This is a genomic window from Streptomyces sp. NPDC031445 (assembly GCF_055581365.1).
Genome location: NZ_JBVIJO010000020.1, coordinates 60,489 through 80,086, shown reverse-complemented (window position 1 = coordinate 80,086; position 19,598 = coordinate 60,489). Strand labels below are relative to the sequence as shown.

The 19,598-nt window shown below is 70.4% G+C and carries 7 protein-coding genes; all 7 read left to right on the top strand.

Annotated features, from left to right (window positions below):
• The first annotated feature begins 56 nt into the window (after positions 1–56).
• The 7 genes from ACZ5DC_RS37090 to ACZ5DC_RS37060 all read left to right on the top strand — a co-directional run bounded on the left by ACZ5DC_RS37090 (position 57) and on the right by ACZ5DC_RS37060 (position 19,483).
• Entirely contained in the window at positions 57–13,580 is a 13,524-nt protein-coding gene (locus ACZ5DC_RS37090) for an amino acid adenylation domain-containing protein (RefSeq protein ID WP_468660291.1), read from the top strand.
• Positions 13,581–13,633: 53 nt separating this feature from the next.
• Positions 13,634–14,617 carry a TauD/TfdA family dioxygenase gene (locus ACZ5DC_RS37085; RefSeq protein ID WP_468660289.1) on the top strand — a complete coding sequence of 328 codons (984 nt, stop codon included), beginning with the start codon at positions 13,634–13,636 and terminating at the stop codon, positions 14,615–14,617.
• Between the two features lie 70 nt (positions 14,618–14,687).
• The gene (locus ACZ5DC_RS37080; RefSeq protein WP_468660287.1) at positions 14,688–15,725 is read left to right on the top strand and encodes a methyltransferase; all 1,038 of its coding nucleotides are present in this window, start codon (positions 14,688–14,690) and stop codon (positions 15,723–15,725) included.
• A complete protein-coding gene (locus ACZ5DC_RS37075) occupies positions 15,698–16,720 on the top strand; it encodes a pyridoxal phosphate-dependent aminotransferase (protein ID WP_468660285.1) in 1,023 nt (340 codons plus the stop codon). The genes ACZ5DC_RS37080 and ACZ5DC_RS37075 overlap by 28 nt, the downstream gene beginning before the upstream one ends.
• Before the next feature lie 11 nt (positions 16,721–16,731).
• A complete protein-coding gene (locus tag ACZ5DC_RS37070; RefSeq protein WP_468660283.1) occupies positions 16,732–17,979 on the top strand; it encodes an MFS transporter in 1,248 nt (415 codons plus the stop codon).
• A gap of 306 nt (positions 17,980–18,285) precedes the next feature.
• A complete protein-coding gene (locus ACZ5DC_RS37065; RefSeq protein WP_468660281.1) occupies positions 18,286–18,543 on the top strand; it encodes a LuxR C-terminal-related transcriptional regulator in 258 nt (85 codons plus the stop codon).
• Positions 18,544–18,805: 262 nt separating this feature from the next.
• A complete protein-coding gene (locus ACZ5DC_RS37060) occupies positions 18,806–19,483 on the top strand; it encodes a nucleoside 2-deoxyribosyltransferase (protein ID WP_468660279.1) in 678 nt (225 codons plus the stop codon).
• Positions 19,484–19,598 lie beyond the last annotated feature (115 nt).

Below are 19,598 nucleotides of genomic sequence, written 5' to 3'. Positions count from 1 at the left end.
GGCGTGCGCCAGACCGCCGGACACCCCAGCAGACTTCGTTCCGCAGGAGGAACACAATGATCCCGCTGTCCTTCGCCCAGCAACGGCTCTGGTTCATCGAGCAGTTCGAGGGCTCGAGCGCGCTTTACAACGCGCCGGCGGTCGTGCGGCTGGACGGGGTCGTGGACGCCGGTGCTCTGGAGCAGGCACTGCACGATGTGGTGACCCGGCACGAGAGTCTGCGAACCGTCTTCGCCGAGGCGGACGGGCAGCCGCATCAGCGTGTCCTGGACCCGGGGGATCTGGGCGGGCTGTTCGAACTGCGGGAGTGCGCGGACGCGGCCGAGCTGGCGCGGGAGGTGCGGAAGGTCTCGGAGTCGGTGTTCGACCTCTCGACCGACGTACCCGTCCGCGCGTGGCTGCTGTCCGAGCCGGGTCCTGCCTGGACCCTGGTCCTCCTGCTGCACCACATCGCCAGCGACGGCTGGTCCTTCGGCCCCCTGCTGCGCGATCTCGGCCGCGCCTACGAGGCGCGCGTGCGGGGTGTGGCGCCGGACTGGGCACCCCTGCCGGTGCAGTACGCGGACTACGCGCTGTGGCAGCGGGAACTGCTGGGAACGGCGGGCGACAAGGACAGCCTGCTGGATGACCAGCTGGCTTACTGGCGGGACACCTTGGAGGGAGCGCCGGAGGAACTGGCGCTGCCGTACGACCGTCCGCGGCGGCTCGTGCCGTCGTACCGGGGAGCGCGGGTCGCGTTCGAGCTGGACGGGGCGGTGCACGCCGACCTGGTGCGGCTGGCCGCCGAGCAGCGTGTGAGCATGTTCATGGTAATGCAGGCCGCCGTGGCGGCACTGTACACACGCCTGGGCGCGGGCTGCGACCTGCCCCTGGGCGCCGTGGTCGCGGGGCGCGACGAAGACGCGCTCAAAGACCTCGTCGGGTTCTTCGTGAACACGCTGGTGCTGCGGACCGACACTTCGGGCGACCCGTCCTTCACCGAACTGCTCGGCCGGGTGCGGGAGGTGGACCTGGAGGCGTTCTCGCACCAGGAGGCGCCTTTCGAGAGCCTGGTGGAGCACCTCAACCCGCCCCGGGTGGCCGCCCGCCACCCCTTCGTGCAGACCGTGATCACCCTCAACGGCATGCAGTCCCTTCCCGACCGCATCGGTGACCTCGGCTACCGCCTGGAACTCGTCGACCTGAACGTGGCCAAGTTCGACCTCCTCTTCGACTTCGACGAGGAGTACACCGACGCCGGGGATCCCGTCGGCGTCACCGGCCACATCGAGTTCGCCACGGACGTGTTCGACGAGGCGACCGTGGCCGGCTTCGCCCGACGGCTGACCCGAATCCTGACCGCGGTCGCGGGACAGCCGGATGCGTCCCTGAGCGCCATCGACATCCTGGAGCCGGCGGAACGACGGCAGCTGCTCGCGGAGTGGAGCGGGGTCGAGGGGCCGGCCGTCTCGGCGACGCTGCCCGCGTTGTTCGCGGTACAGGCCGAGCGGACGCCGGGTGCGGTGGCGGTGGTGGACGGGGAGGAGGTGCTGACCTACGGAGAGCTGGACGCCCGGTCCAATCGGCTGGCTCGACTGCTGATCGAGTGCGGTGTGGGGCCGGAGTCGTTGGTGGGTGTGGTGATGGGCCGGTCCGCCGATCTGGTGGTGGCCTTGCTGGCGGTGCTGAAGGCCGGTGGCGCGTATGTGGCGGTGGACCCGGGCTATCCGGTGGAGAGGATCCGGCGGACGTTGCGGGACGCCCGGCCGCTGGTGGTGCTGGGCGACGCGGACGCGGTGGGGCGGCTGGAGCCGGTGGCGGACGGCGGGCCGGTGTGGGTGTCGGTCGCCGATCCTCGGGCCGGCGGCCTCGACGCGGCGCCGATCGCCGACGGTGAACGCAGGGGTGTGCTGCGGGGTGACCACGCGGCGTACGTGATCTACACGTCGGGGTCGACGGGGGAGCCGAAGGGGGTGGTGGTGCCGCATGTGAATGTGGCGCGCTTGTTCGAGGCGAACCGTGAGTGGTTCGGGTTCGACGCCTCCGACGTGTGGACGTGGTTCCACTCGTACGCGTTCGACTTCTCGGTGTGGGAGATGTGGGGCGCCTTGCTGTACGGCGGCCGGTTGGTGGTGGTGCCGTTCGAGGTGTCGCGGTCACCGCGTGAGTTCCTGGACCTGCTGGCGCGGGAACGGGTGACGGTGCTGAACCAGACGCCGTCCGCCTTCTACCAGTTGATGAGGGCCGACGCGGAGCACCCGGGCGCCGAACTCGCCCTGCGCTGGGTCGTGTTCGGCGGTGAGGGTCTGGATGTGGGACGGCTGGGGGAGTGGTGGGCTCGCCGGGGTGACGGCGGACCCGCGCTGGTGAACATGTACGGCATCACGGAGATCACTGTCCATGGCACGCGGCTGGTGCTGGACGCCGGAACGACGGGCCGGAGCCGGGGTACGAGCCCGATCGGACGTGGTCTTCCGGGTCTGGGCCTCTATGTGCTGGACGATGTGCTGCGGCCGGTGCCGGCTGGTGTGGCCGGTGAGCTGTACGTGTCGGGCGGGCAGCTGGCGCGGGGGTATGCGGGGCGTCCGGGAAAGACCGCTGAGCGGTTCGTGGCGGATCCCTTCGGCGGCGCGGGCGGGCGGCTGTACCGGACGGGTGATGTCGTCCGGTGGACGGCGGACGGTGAGCTGGAGTTCGTGGGGCGTGCGGATCAGCAGGTGAAGATCCGCGGTTTCCGCATCGAACCCGGCGAGGTGGAAGCGGTGCTGTCCTCGCACGACCAGGTTGCCCAGGCCACGGTCGTCGTCCGGGAGGACACCCCCGGTGACAAGCGCCTCGTCGCCTACGTTGTCCCCGTGGGCGAGGACGCCCTGACGACCGCCGAGGCTCGGGACTTCGTGGCCTCTCGGCTGCCGGACTACCTGGTGCCGGCGGCCGTGGTGACACTGGACGCCCTGCCCCTGACGGTGAACGGCAAGCTCGACACCAAGGCGCTGCCGCGCCCGCAGTACGCGACGGCCGCCGGCTCCGGTCGCGGACCGCGGACGCCCCGGGAGGAAGCCCTGTGCAGGGTGTTCGCCGAGGCGCTCGACGTACCCGCTGTCGGAGTGGACGAGGACTTCTTCTCCCTGGGCGGGCACTCGCTCCTCGCGACCCGCCTGGTGAGCCGCATCCGGTCCGTGCTCGGGGTCGAGCTGCCGATCCGGGCGGTATTCGAGTCACCGACGGTCGCCGGGCTCGCCAGGCGCCTGGGGCAGCTGGAGGAGTCCCGGCCCGCTCTGGTCGCGCGTCCGCGGCCGGACGCGGTACCGCTCTCCTACGCGCAGCAACGACTGTGGTTCGTCGAGCAGTTCGAAGGCGCGAGTGCTCTGTACAACACCCCCGTGGCGGTGCGGTTGCGCGGTCCTGTCGACACGGACGCGCTGGAACGCGCGTTGCACGACCTGGTCGCGCGGCACGAGAGCCTGCGGACCGTCCTTCCCGTGGTGGAGGGACAGCCCCATCAGCGTGTACTGGACGTGGCGGACGCCCGCCCGGTCCTCGACGTGCGGGAGTGTGCCGACGAGCCCGGCCTGAAGGCCGCCGTGCGCGCCGCTGAGGGGTGGGTGTTCGACCTTTCGGCCGACATCCCGGTGCGCGCGTGGCTGCTGTCCGAGCCGGGTGGCACCCGCGTGCTGGTACTGCTGCTGCACCACATCGCGAGCGACGGGGCCTCCCTCGGCCCCCTGCTCCGGGACCTCGGGTCGGCGTACGCGGCGCGGGCCGCGGGTGCCGCCCCTGACGCGGCGCCGCTGCCGGTGCAGTACGCCGACTACACCCTGTGGCAGCGGGAGCTGCTGGGCTCGGCACGTGACGAGGAGAGCCCGCTCGGCGGCCATCTCGCGTACTGGCGCGACGCGCTGGCCGGCGTCCCGGAGGAACTGGCACTGCCGTACGACCGGCCACGGCGCGTGGTGCCGTCGTACCGGGGTGGCCGGATCGCCTTCGACGTGGACGCCACGACCCATGAGAAGCTGCTGCGGCTGGCCGCTGACCACGGGGTGAGCGTGTTCATGGTGGTGCAGGCAGCGGTGGCGACGCTGTACACCCGGCTCGGCGCGGGACGAGACATCCCGCTAGGGTCCCCGACCGCCGGGCGCGGCGACGAGGCGCTCGAGGATCTGGTCGGGTTCTTCGTGAACACACTGGTGCTGCGGACCGATACCACCGGTGACCCGTCCTTCGCCGAACTGCTCGGCCGGGTGCGGGAGGTGGACCTGGAGGCGTTCTCGCACCAGGAGGCGCCCTTCGAGAGCCTGGTGGAGCACCTCAACCCGCCCCGAGTGGCTGCCCGTCACCCCTTCGTGCAGACCATGATCACCTTCAGCAACCGGCAGACCGACGCGTACGTGCCCGGCCTGGACGGCGAGCTGGAGACACCTGAGGAGTTCCGCGCCCAGTACGACCTCAACTTCACGTTCGAGGAGACCCATGCGCCGACCGGTGCCCCCGCGGGCATCTCCTCGGCGGTCGTCTATGCCACCGACCTCTTCGACGAGGACACGGTACGTGTCCTCGCGGACCGGCTGGCCCGGATCCTCCGGACCGTCGCGAGCCGGCCCGACGTGCGGCTCGGCGCGATCGACATCCTGGCACCGGACGAGCGCGACCACCTGCTCGCCTCCCGGACCACGGCTCGCACGGCCCACCTGCCCGAGCAGTGTGTCCACCAGCTCTTCGAGGCACAGGCCACGTCGGCCCCCGACGCCATCGCCGTGACGGGCGGCGGTGTGAACCTGACGTACGCCGAACTGAACGCTCGCGCCAACCGGCTGGCCCGTCGGCTGATCGCCCGAGGAATAGCGCCGGAAGACCCGGTCGCCATCCTGATGGACCGCGGCGTCGAGCAGATCGTCGCCACAGTGGCCGTGGTGAAGGCCGGAGGCACCTATGTCCCCCTGGACGACCGCTACCCGCTCGCCCGTCTCGAGGCCATCCTGAGGGACACGGCATCCTCGCTTCTTCTCGTCGACACGGCCCACCGACACCACCCGGTGACCGAGAACAGCCCTTGCGAGACGGCTGACATCGCGGACGAGCCGGCCGGCGATCACGCAGACGACGGCGACCCGGGGATCACCGTCCAGCCCGACCAGCTGATCTATGTGATGTTCACCTCAGGATCCACCGGAAAGCCGAAGGGCGTCGGCACCAGCCACCGCAACGTCGTCGATCTGCTGGCCAACGGGCGTTTCTGGAAGGGCAGTCACGAGCGCGTCCTGATGCACGCGCCGAGCGCGTTCGACGCCTCCACGACGGAGCTGTGGGCGCCCCTGGCCACCGGCGGCTGCATCGTCCTGGCGCCACCCGGACCGCTCGACATCGCGACGCTCGTCGCGACGGTGACCGAGTCGCGGCCCAGCGTCGTGCAGGCCCCGTCGGGCCTGTTCCAGATCCTGGCGTCCGAGGCGCCCGAAGTCTTCCAGGGGGTCCGCGAGGTGTGGGCCGGCGGAGACATCGTGTCGCCCGCGGCGGTCCGCGCCCTGCTGACGGCGTGCCCGGGCACCGAGGTCGTCGCCGTCTACGGCCCGACCGAGACGAGCGCCATCAAGACGTGGCACGTGATGTCCGACGCGGCCGAGGTGCCCGCGACCGTACCCCTCGGCCAGGCCCTGGACAACGCCCGGCTGCTGGTGCTCGACGAGTTCCTCCAGCCCGTTCCCGCCGGGGTGGCGGGCGAGCTGTACATCGGCGGGCCCGGCCTCGCCCGCGGCTACCTGGGCCGGCCGGGACTGACGGCGGAGCGGTTCGTGGCCTGCCCGTTCGACACGCACGGCAAACGCATGTACCGGACCGGCGACCTGGTGCGCTGGACGGCGGGCGGGCTGCTGGAATTCGTGGGCCGTGCCGACGGACAGGTCAAGATCCGCGGTTTCCGCGTCGAACTCGGCGAAGTTGAGGCCGCGTTGGCGGACCACCCGGACGTGCGCCAAGTCGCCGTCTCCGTCCTTCGGGACGGCTCCGGCGACAAGCGATTGGTCGCCCATGTGGCGACCGAAGAGTCCGTGACCGCCGACGAGTTGCGGGCCCACACCGCACGACGGCTGCCCGACTACATGGTCCCCGCTGCCGTGGTCCGCCTGGAACGGCTCCCCGTCACCGCCAACGGTAAGGTCGACCGCACCGCACTGCCCGCTCCCGACTTCGCCTCCGACAGCGGTGGGCGGGCTCCGCGCACGCCCAGGGAGGAGATCCTCTGCGGCCTGTTCGCCGAGACGCTGGAGCGCCGGCGGGTCTCGATCGACGACGACTTCTTCGCTCTCGGCGGGCACTCGCTGCTGGCCACGCGACTGGTCAGCAGGATCAGATCCGCGCTGGGCCTGGAGGTGTCCGTCCGCACCCTCTTCCAGTACTCCAGTGTCGCCGCGCTCGACGGTCATCTGACGGACGCCGGAACACAGCACATGCGCCCCGCTCTGCACACGGTCGAACGACCGGAGCAGGTCCCCCTGTCGTTCGCGCAGCAGCGGTTGTGGTTCCTGGCCGACATGGAGGGGCCGAGCGCCACGTACAACACGCCGCTGGCGTTCCGCCTGACCGGCCCGGTGGACCAAGCCGCCCTCGCGGCCGCCCTCGCGGACGTCGTGGCGCGGCACGAGTCGCTGCGCACCGTTTTCACCTGGGACGAGGGCACACTCTGCCAGCGCGTCCTGGACCCCGCCGACGTCCCCACCGTCCTGGAGACGGGCACCACCGCGACCCCTGACGCCCTGCGCCAGGCCGTGGACCGCGCCGCGCACTGGCGGTTCGACATCGCCGTCGAACCCCCGCTGAAGGCCTGGCTGTTCACGGTCGCCGCCGACGACCACATGCTGGTGCTGACGTTGCACCACATCGCGGCTGACGGCTGGTCCCTCGCCCCGCTCCTGGGCGACCTCGGCACCGCCTACCGGGCCCGCCGTTCGGGTGAGGAGCCGGACTGGGCTCCGCTTCCCGTCCAGTACGCAGACTACGCGCTGTGGCAGCGCGACCTGCTCGGCAACGAGGCCACCCCGGGCAGTCTGGCCGAACGGCAACTCGACTTCTGGAGAGAGGCACTGGCGGGCCTCCCCGAGCAGCTAGACCTGCCGTACGACCGCCCGCGCCCGGCTGTGGCCGGCTACCGCGGCAGCACCGTCCCGCTGCGCGTGCCGGCCGAACTGCACGCCGGTGTCGTCCGCTTGGCCCGTGAGTCCCGCGCCAGTGTGTTCATGGTGATCCAGACGGCGATCGCCGCCCTGCTCAGCCGTCTCGGTGCGGGCACCGACATCCCCATCGGCACGGCGATCGCCGGACGGACCGACGAGGCGCTGGAGGGACTGATCGGGTTCTTCGTCAACACCCTCGTCCTGCGGACCGACCTGTCGGGCTCTCCCACCTTCCAGGAACTGCTGGAACGCGTCCGCCTGATGGACCTGGCCGCGTACGAGAACCAGGACATCCCCTTCGAACGGCTGGTGGAGGCCCTCAACCCGCCCCGTTCGATGGCCAGGCACCCCTTGTTCCAGGTGATGCTGACCTTCCACAACAACGCCGAGGGCGAACTGCTCCTTCCCGGGCTGACCAGCCGGGAGGAACCGCTGGAGATGGACATCGCCAAGTTCGACCTTTCGTTCGCGATCTTCGAACGGACCGACGGGAGCGGCTGTCCGGCCGGAATGGAAGGTGTGCTCGAATATTCCGCCGACTTGTTCGACCGAGGCACCGCGGAGAGCATCGGGGGACGCCTCCTGCGTGTTCTCGAGGCCATGGTGACCGATCCCCAGCAGCGGGTCGGCACCGTGGACATCCTCGGTGGACCGGAACGTCACCAGTTGCTGGTCGGTTGGAACGACACCGCGGTGGAGACCCCGGCGGACAACGTGCCCGCGCTGGTCGAAGCCTGGGCCCGGCGCACCCCCGACGCCGTCGCGGTGGTGGACGGACCCGCCCGGCTGACCTACCGCGACCTCGACTCCCGGGCCAACCGTCTCGCCCGGCACCTCGTCTCGCACGGCATCGGCCCGGAATGCTTCGTCGCCGTGGCCCTGCCCCGCACCCCGGACGTAGTCGTCGCCCTGTTGGCCGTCATGAAGGCCGGTGCCGCCTACCTCCCCCTCGACCCCGCCCAGCCTCGGGAGCGCCTCGCCCAAATGATGCGCGACGCCGCTCCCAAGGTGTCCCTGACCACCGCCGAACTCGCCGACCTGCTACCGGACGCGAACTGGCTGCTCCTCGACGATCTGGACAGTCACCTCGGCCGGTTGAGCGACGACGCCCTGACCCCGGCCGAGCGCACGGCTCCGACCAGCCCCTCGGACCCGGCCTACGTCATCTACACCTCCGGATCCACCGGCCGGCCCAAGGGTGTGGTGATCGAACACCGGTCCCTGAACGCCTACCTGGCCTGGGCCCGGCACGCCTACCCGGCCATCGCGGGCAGCGCCCTGGTGCACTCGCCGATCGCCTTCGACCTCACGGTGACCGGCCTGTGGGGCCCGCTCACCGCCGGCGGAGAGGTCCACCTCGTCGACCTCGACGCCCCCACCGGCGTGCGGAAACCCACTTTCGTGAAGGCCACCCCCACCCACCTGGCGCTCTTCGCGGCCCTCCCCGACGAGTGCGCGCCGAGGGAGCAGCTCGTTCTGGGAGGGGAACTGCTCCTCGGCGCCGCCCTGGAGGAGTGGCGACGGCGGAACCCGGGTGTCACGGTCGTCAACGAGTACGGCCCCACCGAGACCACGGTCGGCTGTGCCGAGTTCCGCATCGAGCCGGGCGACTCCGTCACGGAGGGCGGTGTCACCATCGGCCGCCCCATCTGGAACACCCAGTGGTATGTCCTGGACGGCCATCTCAACCCCGTGCCCGTGGGCGTCACCGGCGAGCTGTACATCGGCGGTGACCTGCTCGCCCGGGGCTACCTCGGCCGGAGCGCCGTCACCGCGTCCTCTTTCGTCGCCAACCCCTTCGGAGCACCCGGCGAGCGGATGTACCGCAGCGGAGACCTCGTCCGGCGCCGCCCCGACGGCATGCTCGACTTCGTCGGCCGCGCCGACAACCAGGTGAAGGTCCGCGGGTTCCGCGTCGAACTCGGTGAGATCGAAGCTGTGTTGGCAGCGCAGCCCGGAATCGCCGCCGCAGCCGCCACCGTCCACTCCGGCGACCGGCTCACCGGGTACGTCGTGCCGAGTGAGGACGGAGTCGACCTGACCGTCTTGCGGGCACGGCTCTCCCACTTCCTGCCGAACTACATGCTGCCCTCGGCCTACGTCGTCCTGGACCAGCTGCCCCTCACCAAGAACGGCAAGCTGGACCGCACGGCACTTCCCGAACCCGAACGTCACGCCACGACGGGCGGTGCGCCACGGACGGCGATCGAGCAGGTTTTGTGCGAACTGTTCGCCGAATTCCTGCAGTTGCCGCAGGTCGGCGTCGCCGATGACTTCTTCGATCTGGGTGGGCATTCGTTGTTGGCGACGCGGTTGGTGAGCCGTCTTCGCACGGTGTTCGGTGTGGAGGTGCCGTTGCGTGTGGTGTTCGAGGCGCGGACGGTCGCGGGTGTGGCGGCCCGGCTGGAGGCGGCTGGTATGGCGCGTCCGGCTGTGGTGGTGGCCGAGCGTCCGGAGTTGGTGCCGTTGTCGTTCGCTCAGCAGCGGTTGTGGTTCCTGGCCCAGCTGGAGGGGCCGAGCGCGACCTACAACGTTCCGGTGGCGTTGCGGCTGAAGGGCAGGGTGGATGTTGCGGCGTTGAGGGTGGCGTTGGGGGATGTGCTGGCGCGGCATGAGGTGCTGCGGACGGTGTATCCGGTGGTCGATGGTCAGCCGTGGCAGCGGGTGCTGTCGGCCGGGGAGACCGGCTTCGACCTCCAGGCCGTCCATGCCGGCGTGGAGGAGTGGGGTGAGTTGGTCGAGCGCGCGGCGTCCTACACCTTCGACCTGTCGGCCGAGGTCCCGGTGCGGGCGTTGTTGCTGAGCGGGCCGGATCAGTCGGAGCACGTGCTGGTTGTGGTGATGCATCACATCGCGTCGGACGGCTGGTCGACGGGTCCGTTGTGGCGGGATCTCGCGGTGGCGTATGAGGCGCGGTGCGCGGGCCGGGAACCGGCTTGGGAGCCGTTGCCGGTGCAGTACGTGGACTATGCGTTGTGGCAGCGTGGGCTGCTGGGTGAGCTGGCGGACCCGGACAGTGTGCTGTCCCGCCAGGTGTCCTATTGGCGTGAGGTGCTGCAGGGGGCGCCGCAGGAGCTGGTTCTGCCGTTTGACCGGTCTCGTCCGGCGGTGGCCACGCATACGGGTGCGGTGGCGGGGATTGATGTTCCCGAAGGCGTGCATGCGGGGTTGGTGCGGTTGGCGCGTGAGCAGGGCGTGACGATGTTCATGGTCCTGCAGGCGGCCGTCGCGGTACTGCTGTCGCGGCTCGGCGCCGGTGACGACATCCCGCTGGGTACTCCGGTGGCGGGTCGCACGGACGAGGCCCTGGACGACCTCGTCGGCTTCTTCGTCAACACACTGGTACTGCGCACGGACCTGTCAGGTGACCCCTCGTTCGCCGACGTGCTGGACCGGGTGCGTGAACGCGGCCTGGAGGCGTTCGCGCACCAGGATGTGCCGTTCGAGCGCCTGGTGGAGGAGCTCGCGCCGGAACGCTCGATGAGCCGCCATCCCCTCTTCCAAATCATGATGAGTCTGCGGAACGCCGATGACGGCATGGTGACGACCGCACTCGCCGGAACCAAGGCCGAGCCCTTTGGCGTGGGTCTGCCGACGGCCAAATTCGACCTGGACTTCGACTTCGCTGAACGTTTCGGTTCTGCGGGCGAGCCGGCGGGCATCTGCGGCGGTCTGGTCTTCGCCACGGACTTGTTCGATCAGGGCACCGCGGAGGCTTTGGTGGAGCGTCTGGGGCGGGTGCTGGAGGCGGTCGCCGCCGACCCCGCCGTGCCGGTGCGCACTGTCCCCGTTCTGGGCGAGGCGGAGCGGGATCGGGTGTTGGTGGAGTGGAACGACACGGTTCGGGACGTTCCGCCGGCGACGTTGCCGGGGTTGTTCGCGCGGCAGGTGGCGCGGACGCCGGACGCGGTCGCGGTGGTGTCCGGGGACGTTGAGGTCTCGTATGCGGAGTTGGACGAGCGGTCGGACCGGTTGGCGCGGGTGCTGGTGAGTGAGGGGGTGGGGCCGGAGTCGTTGGTGGGTGTGGTGATGGATCGGTCGGTGGAGTTGGTGGTGGCTTTGCTGGCTGTGGTGAAGGCGGGGGGTGCGTATGTGCCGGTGGATGCGGGAGCGCCGGTGGAGCGGATGCGGGTGGTGTTCGAGCAGGCGCGGGTGAGCGTGCTGCTGGTGGATGAACGGACGCAGGACCTGGCCTTCGTCGAGGAGTTTGCCGCCGCCGGGGGTGTGGTGGTGCGGGCTGATGTCGAGGCTGGCGTTGAGGGGATGGTTGATGCCGGTTTGTTGTCGGTGGGGTGTGTGCCGGGGCAGTTGGTGTATGTGATGTTCACGTCGGGGTCGACGGGGGTGCCGAAGGGGGTGGGGGTGTCGCACGGGGATGTGGCTGGTCTGGTGCGGGATGGGTGCTGGGCGTTTGACGGGGTGGTGCGGGGGTTGATGCGGGCGCCGCATTCGTTCGATGCGTCGACGTATGAGGTGTGGGTGCCGTTGTTGTCGGGTGGGTCGGTGGTGCTGGCGCCGGAGGGCGGTTTCGACGGTGGGGTGTTGCGTGGGCTGGTTGAGCGGTATGGCCTGACGCATGTGCATGTGACGGCGGGGTTGTTCCGGGTGATCGCGGAGGAGGATCCGGGGGCGTTCGCGGGGTTGTGTGAGGTGAGCACGGGTGGGGATGTGGTGCCGGCGGGTGCGGTGCGTGGGGTGTTGGGTGCGGTGCCTGGTGTGGTGGTGCGTAATACGTACGGGCCGACGGAGATGACGTTGTGCGCGACGCAGGTCGCGGTGCGTGATCCGCAGGCGGTGGGTGAGGTGATGCCGATCGGGCGTCCGATGGACAACACCCGTGCGTTCGTGCTGGACGGGGGGCTTCAGCCGGTGGCGCCCGGGGTGCCGGGTGAGTTGTATCTCGCGGGCGCCGGCCTGGCCCGCGGCTATCGGGGGCGCGCGGGACTGTCGGCGGAACGCTTCGTGGCGTGCCCGTTCGGGGGGCCGGGTGAGCGGATGTATCGCACGGGTGACGTGGTGCGCTGGACCGACGCTGGCCTGCTGGAGTTCGTGGGGCGCGTCGATGATCAGGTGAAGATCCGTGGTTATCGGATCGAGCCGGGTGAGGTCGAGGCCGCGGTCGCCGCCTGCCAGGGGGTCGCTCAGGCTGCGGTTCTGGTCCGCGAGGACGTCCCGGGTGACAAGCGGCTGGTCGCTTACGTCGTCGCGGACAAGGCTGCCAGTCCGCAGGCCGGCACTGATGTGGCAGGGTCTGTGCGGGAGTTCGTTGCCTCGCGTCTGCCGGAGTACATGGTGCCGTCGGCGGTGGTAGTCCTGGAGTCGCTGCCGTTGACGGTCAACGGCAAACTCGACCGCAGGGCCCTCCCGGCGCCCGACTACGCTGCCACTGGAACCCGGCGGAAACCGGCCACGCCCCGCGAAGAGAAGCTCTGCGCGGTATTCGCGGACGTACTGAACGTGGACGAGGTCGGTGTCGACGACAGCTTCTTCGACCTCGGCGGGCACTCCCTGCTCGCGGCCCGGCTCGTCGCCCGCGTGGCCGGCGACCTCGGGCTGCACGTCGGCATCCAGGACCTCTTCAGCGCCCCCACCGTGACCGCCCTTGCCGCCCGTCTCACCGGCCCGGCCGGGGACGACATACGCACGGGTCCGGCCGGGGACGACGGACTCACTGCCCTGGTGCCGCTGCGTGCCACGGGTACACGCGCCCCGCTGTTCTGCGTGCATCCCGGAGCGGGCATCGGTGCGGTGTACTCCACCCTGTTGGACGGCATCGAGCCCGGACGGCCCGTCTACGCACTCCAGGCGCGGAGCCTGACCGAGGGCGGGCGAGCCCCGCACAGCGTCGAGGAGATGGCCGAGGACTACGTCAACCAGATCCGTGCTGTACAGCCCAGCGGGCCGTACCACCTCCTCGGCTGGTCCTTCGGCGCCCTCGTCGCCCATGCCATGGCTGTCCGCCTCCAGGACAGCGGCGAAGACATCGCACTGCTCGCCCTCCTCGACGGGTATCCGGCCGCGGCGAGCGCGGACGCCGGCCCCGCATCCGCCGACATCCTCGCCCAACTCCTCCTGTCCCTGGGCCAGACTGTGGACGTCGACCCCACCGCGCCCTTGACGATGAGTGACTTCATACGCCTGGCCGCGACGGCGGACAGCCCCCTTGCCGGGCTGCCGGAGGACACCGTCCGCAAACTCGGCCAGACCTTCGTCGACCACGTACGGCTCGGCGTCGGGCACACACCTGGCACCTTCCGCGGGGACGCCGTGTTCTTCACGGCCACCCGCACCTCTCAGCCCGCCGCCGTCGACGCGTGGCACGCACATTTCACCGGCCGTCTCGAAAGCCACCAAGTGCCCTGCGCACACGGCGACATGCTGCATGCCCGGCACGCGGCGCAGATTGCCGCCGTGCTCGACGAGCGGCTGCGGTAGCCCGCACAGGCAGCCACCCCCCGCACTCCGAACCTCGTTATCGGGAGCCCCCCGTGACCAACGCAGTACAGACAGCACTCGAAGAGGGTTTCCTCACCCTGTCGACGTCCCAGTCGGCGCAGATCCGACGGGCCAGCGAAAATCTGAGGTGGATCTCGCCGGAGATAGACGCACCCTCCGCGGTGGCCGCGGCCCGAGCCGCCTGGGAAGAGTGGCCCAAGTCCGTACGTCTGCCGATCCGCGAGTTCCGGCGCGCGTCCGGCCCGGCCGGCGTTCTCGTCCTGCGCGGACTACCCGTCGACGAGGCGCAACTGCCGCCCACCCCGATGGTCGGCGGCTCGGTGCAGAGGACCTCCAGTGTCCCCGCCGCGCAACTCATGACCATCGCCTGCGGACTCGGCGACCCCATCGCCTTCCGTGCCGAGAAGAGCGGTGCCCTCGTCCAGGACGTGGTCCCCGTGCCGGGCCAGGAGGAATTCCAAGGAAACAGTGGATCGGCGGAGTTGATGATGCATAATGAGAATGCATTCCATCCCCACCGCCCGGACTACGTGCTCCTGCTGTGCCTGCGCGCGGACCACGAGCGCATCGCCGGGCTGAACACCGCATCGATCCGCGAGGCGCTGGACCTGCTGCCCGAGCGCACCCGCGCCCACCTCGCAGAGCCGGTGTACACCACCCAGGCGCCGCCCTCCTTCGGGAGCACCGGGGAGGCCGCCCCCGACCACCCCGTGCTCTGCGGCGATGCGGCGGACCCTGACATTCGCGTCGATTTCGCCGCCACCACCGGCCGGACGCCCCAGGCCCGAGCCGCGCTCACCGAGCTGTCCTCCACGCTCGCCTCGGTTTCCCGCAGCGTCCGGCTGCTCGCCGGCGACCTGGCCATCGTCGACAACCGCGTCTGCCTGCACGGCCGGACGGCCTTCCGCCCCCGCTACGACGGCCGGGACCGTTGGCTCCAGCGTGTGTTCGTCCAGGCCGACCTGCGCTCCTCGCGCGACCACCGGCCCGGCGACGGACACATTCTGACCCGCTGAGCCGGCCTTCCCTCGCCCTACGGGCCGACCAGAAAGCCCTACCCTCCCCTCAAAAGTTGGGACACTCACCATGACCATCGCATCCATCCCCGACCAGTGGCACGGACAGTCCCCGACGCCCATCTCGCCCGCCGACGCCTACAACGGCTACATCGCCGCCAACGTCCTCTTCGCGCTGGACCGCCTCGGTCTGCTCGACCGCGTGGAGCGCGGAGAGGCGCTGTACCGGGACGACCTCGGCACGTCCTCCGCAACCGACCGGGACCGCTGCGAGGCGGTGCTGCGGGCGGCCGCGGGCTGCGGCTACCTCAAGGCCGAGGAAGGAGTGTTCCTGCCGACGGAGACCGGGCGTGAAGCCGCCCGGTCACGTGGCTACTTCACCTGGGCCATCGGCGGCTACAACGAGGTGTTCTCGCACGCCGGAGCGCTGAGCGCGGGCACGGCCCGCTACAACGAGGACGTCCGGCGCGACGAGGCCATGGTGGCGCTCGGGTCCGGACAGGCGGACGCGGCGCTGTTCGCCGAGCAGGTGCAGCGGGTCCTGGCGGACCTGGAGTTCGAAGCCGTCGCCGACCTCGGCAGCGGCACCTCGGCACGCGTCCAGCGGGTCGTCTCCGAGCGCCCCGGAACCCGGGGATTCGGCATCGACATCAGCGAGTCCGCGACCCGGATCGCACAGCAGGACATCGCCCGCGCCGGCCTCGAAGACCGCGTACAGGCGGTACGGGCCGACGTGCTCGACCTGATCAACTCGCGCAAGGACCTCGGGGCAGCCGGTGACGCGGACACCGTCATGAGCTTCCTGCTGCTGCACGACCTCTTCGCCGACCCCAGGACCCGCTCGGACATCCTGCCCCGGGTGCGCGAGGCCTTTCCCCGGTCGCGGACCTTCGTGTTCGCCGACACCATGCTCCGGCCGGCCGCGGGAGTCGACGACAAGCTGCCGATCTTCTCCGCCGGCTTCGAACTGGCCCACGCGATGATGGGAATCCCCCTGCACACGAAGGAGACGTACGACGAACTCTTCCGGTCCGCGGGCCTGCGTATAGCGCGTACCGAACCGATGGCCACGCCGCACACGTGGCTCTACGTCCTGACGGCCGACTGATGGCCGGCCGGCAGGCTGGGCACCAGCTGACACGCAATGAGAACCCCTTCGCTCCGTCGAGCGAGGTCGCCACGGCCCTCCAGGACACCATCGCGGACGTCAATCGCTACCCGGAGTTCCGCCCCGAGGGGCTGACCGCGCTCATCGCCGCTTGGCAGGGACTGCCCTCCGCGTCCGTCGCCGTGGGCCACGGTGCCGCGGGCATCGCACACGACTTGTTCCGTGCGGTGTTGCGGCCCGGCGACAACGTGGTGTGCACCGAGCCGGGATTCGATGTCTACCCGATGCTGTGCGAGATGACCGAAGCCGAGTTCGCGGCGGTGCCGATGGACCGCAACGGCCACAACGATCTGTCCGCCATGGCCGACCTCGTCGACAGCCGCACCCGCGTGGTCGTCCTGTGCAATCCGCACAACCCGACCGGAACCCTGCATGGCTGGGCCGAGCTGAACGCGTTCTTCGCCCGTGTCCCGTCGGACGTCACGATCCTGCTCGACGAAGCCTATGTGGACTTCGCTCCGCACTTCGACGGTCCAGGCCCGCGTGCGCGGCTCGACGCATGGCCCAACCTGATGGTCCTGCGGACGTTCTCCAAGTCCCACGGCCTCGCCGCCCTGCGGGTCGGGTACGCCCTCGCGTCCCCCGACCTGATCGAGCGGGTCAGACGTCATCAAGTGCCCTATGCGATCAGCCAGTTCCAACTGGAGGGTGTCCGGGCGGCACTCGCCGCCGAGCACGAGATCGCAGGGCGCATCGCGGAGATCGTGGCGGAGCGTGAGCGAACGCGGACCGAACTGCTGCGCCTCGGCTGGTCCGTGCCCGACAGCCACGCCAACTTCCTCTGGCTCGAGGGCGCCGACCGGGCGGAAGCGGCCGTCGCCGTCCTGGCGGAGGCAGGGATCGCCGTACGCCTCTACCCCGGCAGAGGCATCCGGCTGACGGTGGGGGACAAGGCGGCGAACGACGCGGTGCTCGTCGCGCTCTCCCAGGTATGAGCGGGCCCGGCATGCGTGGACTGCTCGCGCGCCGTGACTACCGGACGTTCATCGTGGGACAGGCTCTGTCCACGCTCGGGGACAGTGCCGTCTTCGTGGCGCTGGGCGTCTGGGTCAAGCAGCTGACCGGCAGCAGCTCCGCAGCCGGCCTCGTCCTGCTCGCGTACACGGCGCCCATGCTGCTCCTGCCGGTCGGCGGCTTCGCCGCCGACCGGTACCGCCGCAGACCCCTCCTCGTGGTGACGAATCTGTCGCTCGTCCTGGGTTCCTTGCCGCTCCTCCTCGTCGACAGCCCCTCGGGCACATGGGTGATCTATTCAGTGGCCGCCCTGTTCGGACTGGCGTCCGTGGTGCTCGGACCCGCGCAGAGCGCCGTCCTGCGCGGGATGCTCACCGACGAATCCGAGTTCGGCGCGGCGGCCGGCCTGAGCCAGAGCGTGCGCTCCGGTACGACGCTGCTGGCACCGCTGCTCGGTGCCAGTCTGCTCGGCTGGGCCGGCGGGCGGGTCTTCACACTGGTCAACATCATGCTGCTGCTGGGCGCGGTGGTCTCGCTGCTCCTGCTGCCGCTGGACGAGTCCGCGTCGCGCACGGACGCGCGGTCTCCGGTCGATGTCATGGCGGGATTTCGGCATCTGCGTGCCAGCAAGGACGTCAGCCGCCTCCTGATGGCACTGACAGCCGTCGCGGCTGCCGTCGGGTTCCTCCAGCCGGTGCTCTACGCGCTCATCGACGACGGGCTGCACCGTGCCCCCCGCTTCATGGGGGTCCTGGAGACCGTGCTGGCCGTCGGCAGTCTGGCCGGGTCGGTGGCCGGCGGACCCCTCATCGCACGGCTCGGCCCCCGCCGCATGGTGATGACGGGGGCGGCACTGTTCGGCATGGGGTCCGCCCAGTTGCTGGTACCGGCGCTGCCGACGGTACTGACCGGCCTGTTCGTCGCCGGTGCCGGCATCCCGTTGGCCGTCATCGGGCTTGCCACGGCAGCCCAGGCCGCGACACCGGGCCCCCTCATGGGACGTACGCAGGCGGTTGTGAACCTCGGCCTGACGTTGCCCCAGGCGCTGTCCCTCGGCGTCGGCTCGGCGCTCGTAGGGCTGCTGAGCTATCGGCAGGTCATCGGCTTCATGATCGCCGGGGCCGTCGTCTCGCTGGTGGTGCTGGGACGCCCAGGAGCCCGGAACGGGATCGACCGTGCGGCCCGGGTACGCTCGGCCGGCACCGAACTGATCACCTCACAACAATCACGGGCCGACTAGTACCCGGAAGGAGTCACACACCCGCGCCTGCGCGGCCCTCATGGACGGCAGCCTTACCGCACGGGGCGGGGCGCCAGGCGGACGAGGCGCATGAGATCCGGCACTGATCCTCCGGTGATCGGCGGACGCGACAGTTGACGGGTCAGCAGTTCGCCGAGCACACAAGGGCCGCATATGGCGCTTCACACACCACTTCGAGCGGAAGTAACCACGAAACCGGCACGGGCAGGATCCGGCGGCGCCGTACCAGGCGGGCCGGCGGGCGCGCGCACCGTGAGGGCCTCCCTGGGGGGCCGGGGTGACGCTTTGCTGCTCGACGACAGGCAGCACATGCTCATCTCGTTGCTGTGGGCGGGGCACACCGACGCGAGCGCCGCCCGCCATCTGGGGGTCAGTGCGCGGACGGTGACCAACATCCTGCGTGCGCTGATGGACCGCCTGGGGGTGGGCAACCGCTTCCAACTCGGTGTCACCCTCGGCATGTACTTCGGTCCCATCGCGGACGCCGGGCGCGCGCCGACGGTCCGTGCGACCGGTGCCGAACCCACGAGGTCGCGCCGGTGACCACCGCCCCGTGGGGCGTTTCCCGCGGGAGCGCCCCTCCGCGGTTTCGTCTCCGGCGCCGTCACGGGACCGCACGGGCCGGCCGGCCGCTCCTCCCACCGCCCTGGGCATCGCACGCCCAGCGCTCTCTTGGCCGGTAGAAGGCCGGCCTCACCGCGTACATGCTCTGCAACCGCCTGTCGATCGCCGGGGAGCCCGCCGATGTGCACCGCCCCACGGGGCCTGCCGCTTCCGACCGGCTCGGGACCCCAAGGAGACGACCATGAGTGACCTCGCCGACTGCACCGGTGCTCCAGAGGCTTTCGAGGAGTGCTATCCCAGTGGAGCAGGCTTACGGCACGTCGCTCACGTACGACCGGCTGCCCGGAGGGGCACGACCACGGCGGCGCGCCCCGCGCTCCGCGTATTCCTCGCCGCTCCGTTCATCCAGTTGATCGACCCGGCCAACGGCGTGGTCAGCAAGGTGTGGCGCGAGCGCATCTCTGGTCTGCGGGACCGGTTGCTGCGTCACGGCCATGCGGTGTTCAACGCGCATCACAACGAGGGCTGGGGCTCCAGGGGACTTCCCCACGAACAGTGCGTGCCGTACGACTTCCGTGCTCTGCAGACTGCGGACCTGGTCGTGGCCTACCTGGGGACGCCGGCCTCGCACGGCGTGGTGCTGGAGGTGGGCTGGGCCTCGGCACGGCGCAAGCCCATTGTCCTGCTGCTCGATTCCGCGACCCGGTACAGCCCGATGATCGAGACCCTCGGCCGAACGTCGCCCGTGCTCGTGGTGCGTGCGGACGATCTGTGGTGCCCGCAGTTCATGGACCGCACGACAGCCGAGGCGCTGGAGTGGGCGGCCGGGTTCACCGACGGGGACGGCAGCCTGTGGCGCTCCCCGGAGTACGACGACGCCCTCGCCTATCATCGCGATCCATCCGGATGCCGGTCGTGACCCCTCCGTGTGCCGCGACTCGCGTCCGGGACCCTTCTCCGAGAGCGGTGCGCCGGGTTCCTGACATCAGGCGTACATCCTCACTCATCCAGCACTGCTCGGGCGTCCATTGCGG

What these genes read in the sequence shown, in the direction of transcription:
- ACZ5DC_RS37090 (WP_468660291.1), top strand. Translation starts at nt 57, where the DNA reads ATGATCCCGCTGTCCTTCGCCCAGCAACGGCTCTGGTTCATCGAGCAG.
- ACZ5DC_RS37080 (WP_468660287.1), top strand. Translation starts at nt 14,688, where the DNA reads ATGACCATCGCATCCATCCCCGACCAGTGGCACGGACAGTCCCCGACG.
- ACZ5DC_RS37070 (WP_468660283.1), top strand. Translation starts at nt 16,732, where the DNA reads ATGCGTGGACTGCTCGCGCGCCGTGACTACCGGACGTTCATCGTGGGA.
- ACZ5DC_RS37060 (WP_468660279.1), top strand. Translation starts at nt 18,806, where the DNA reads ATGAGTGACCTCGCCGACTGCACCGGTGCTCCAGAGGCTTTCGAGGAG.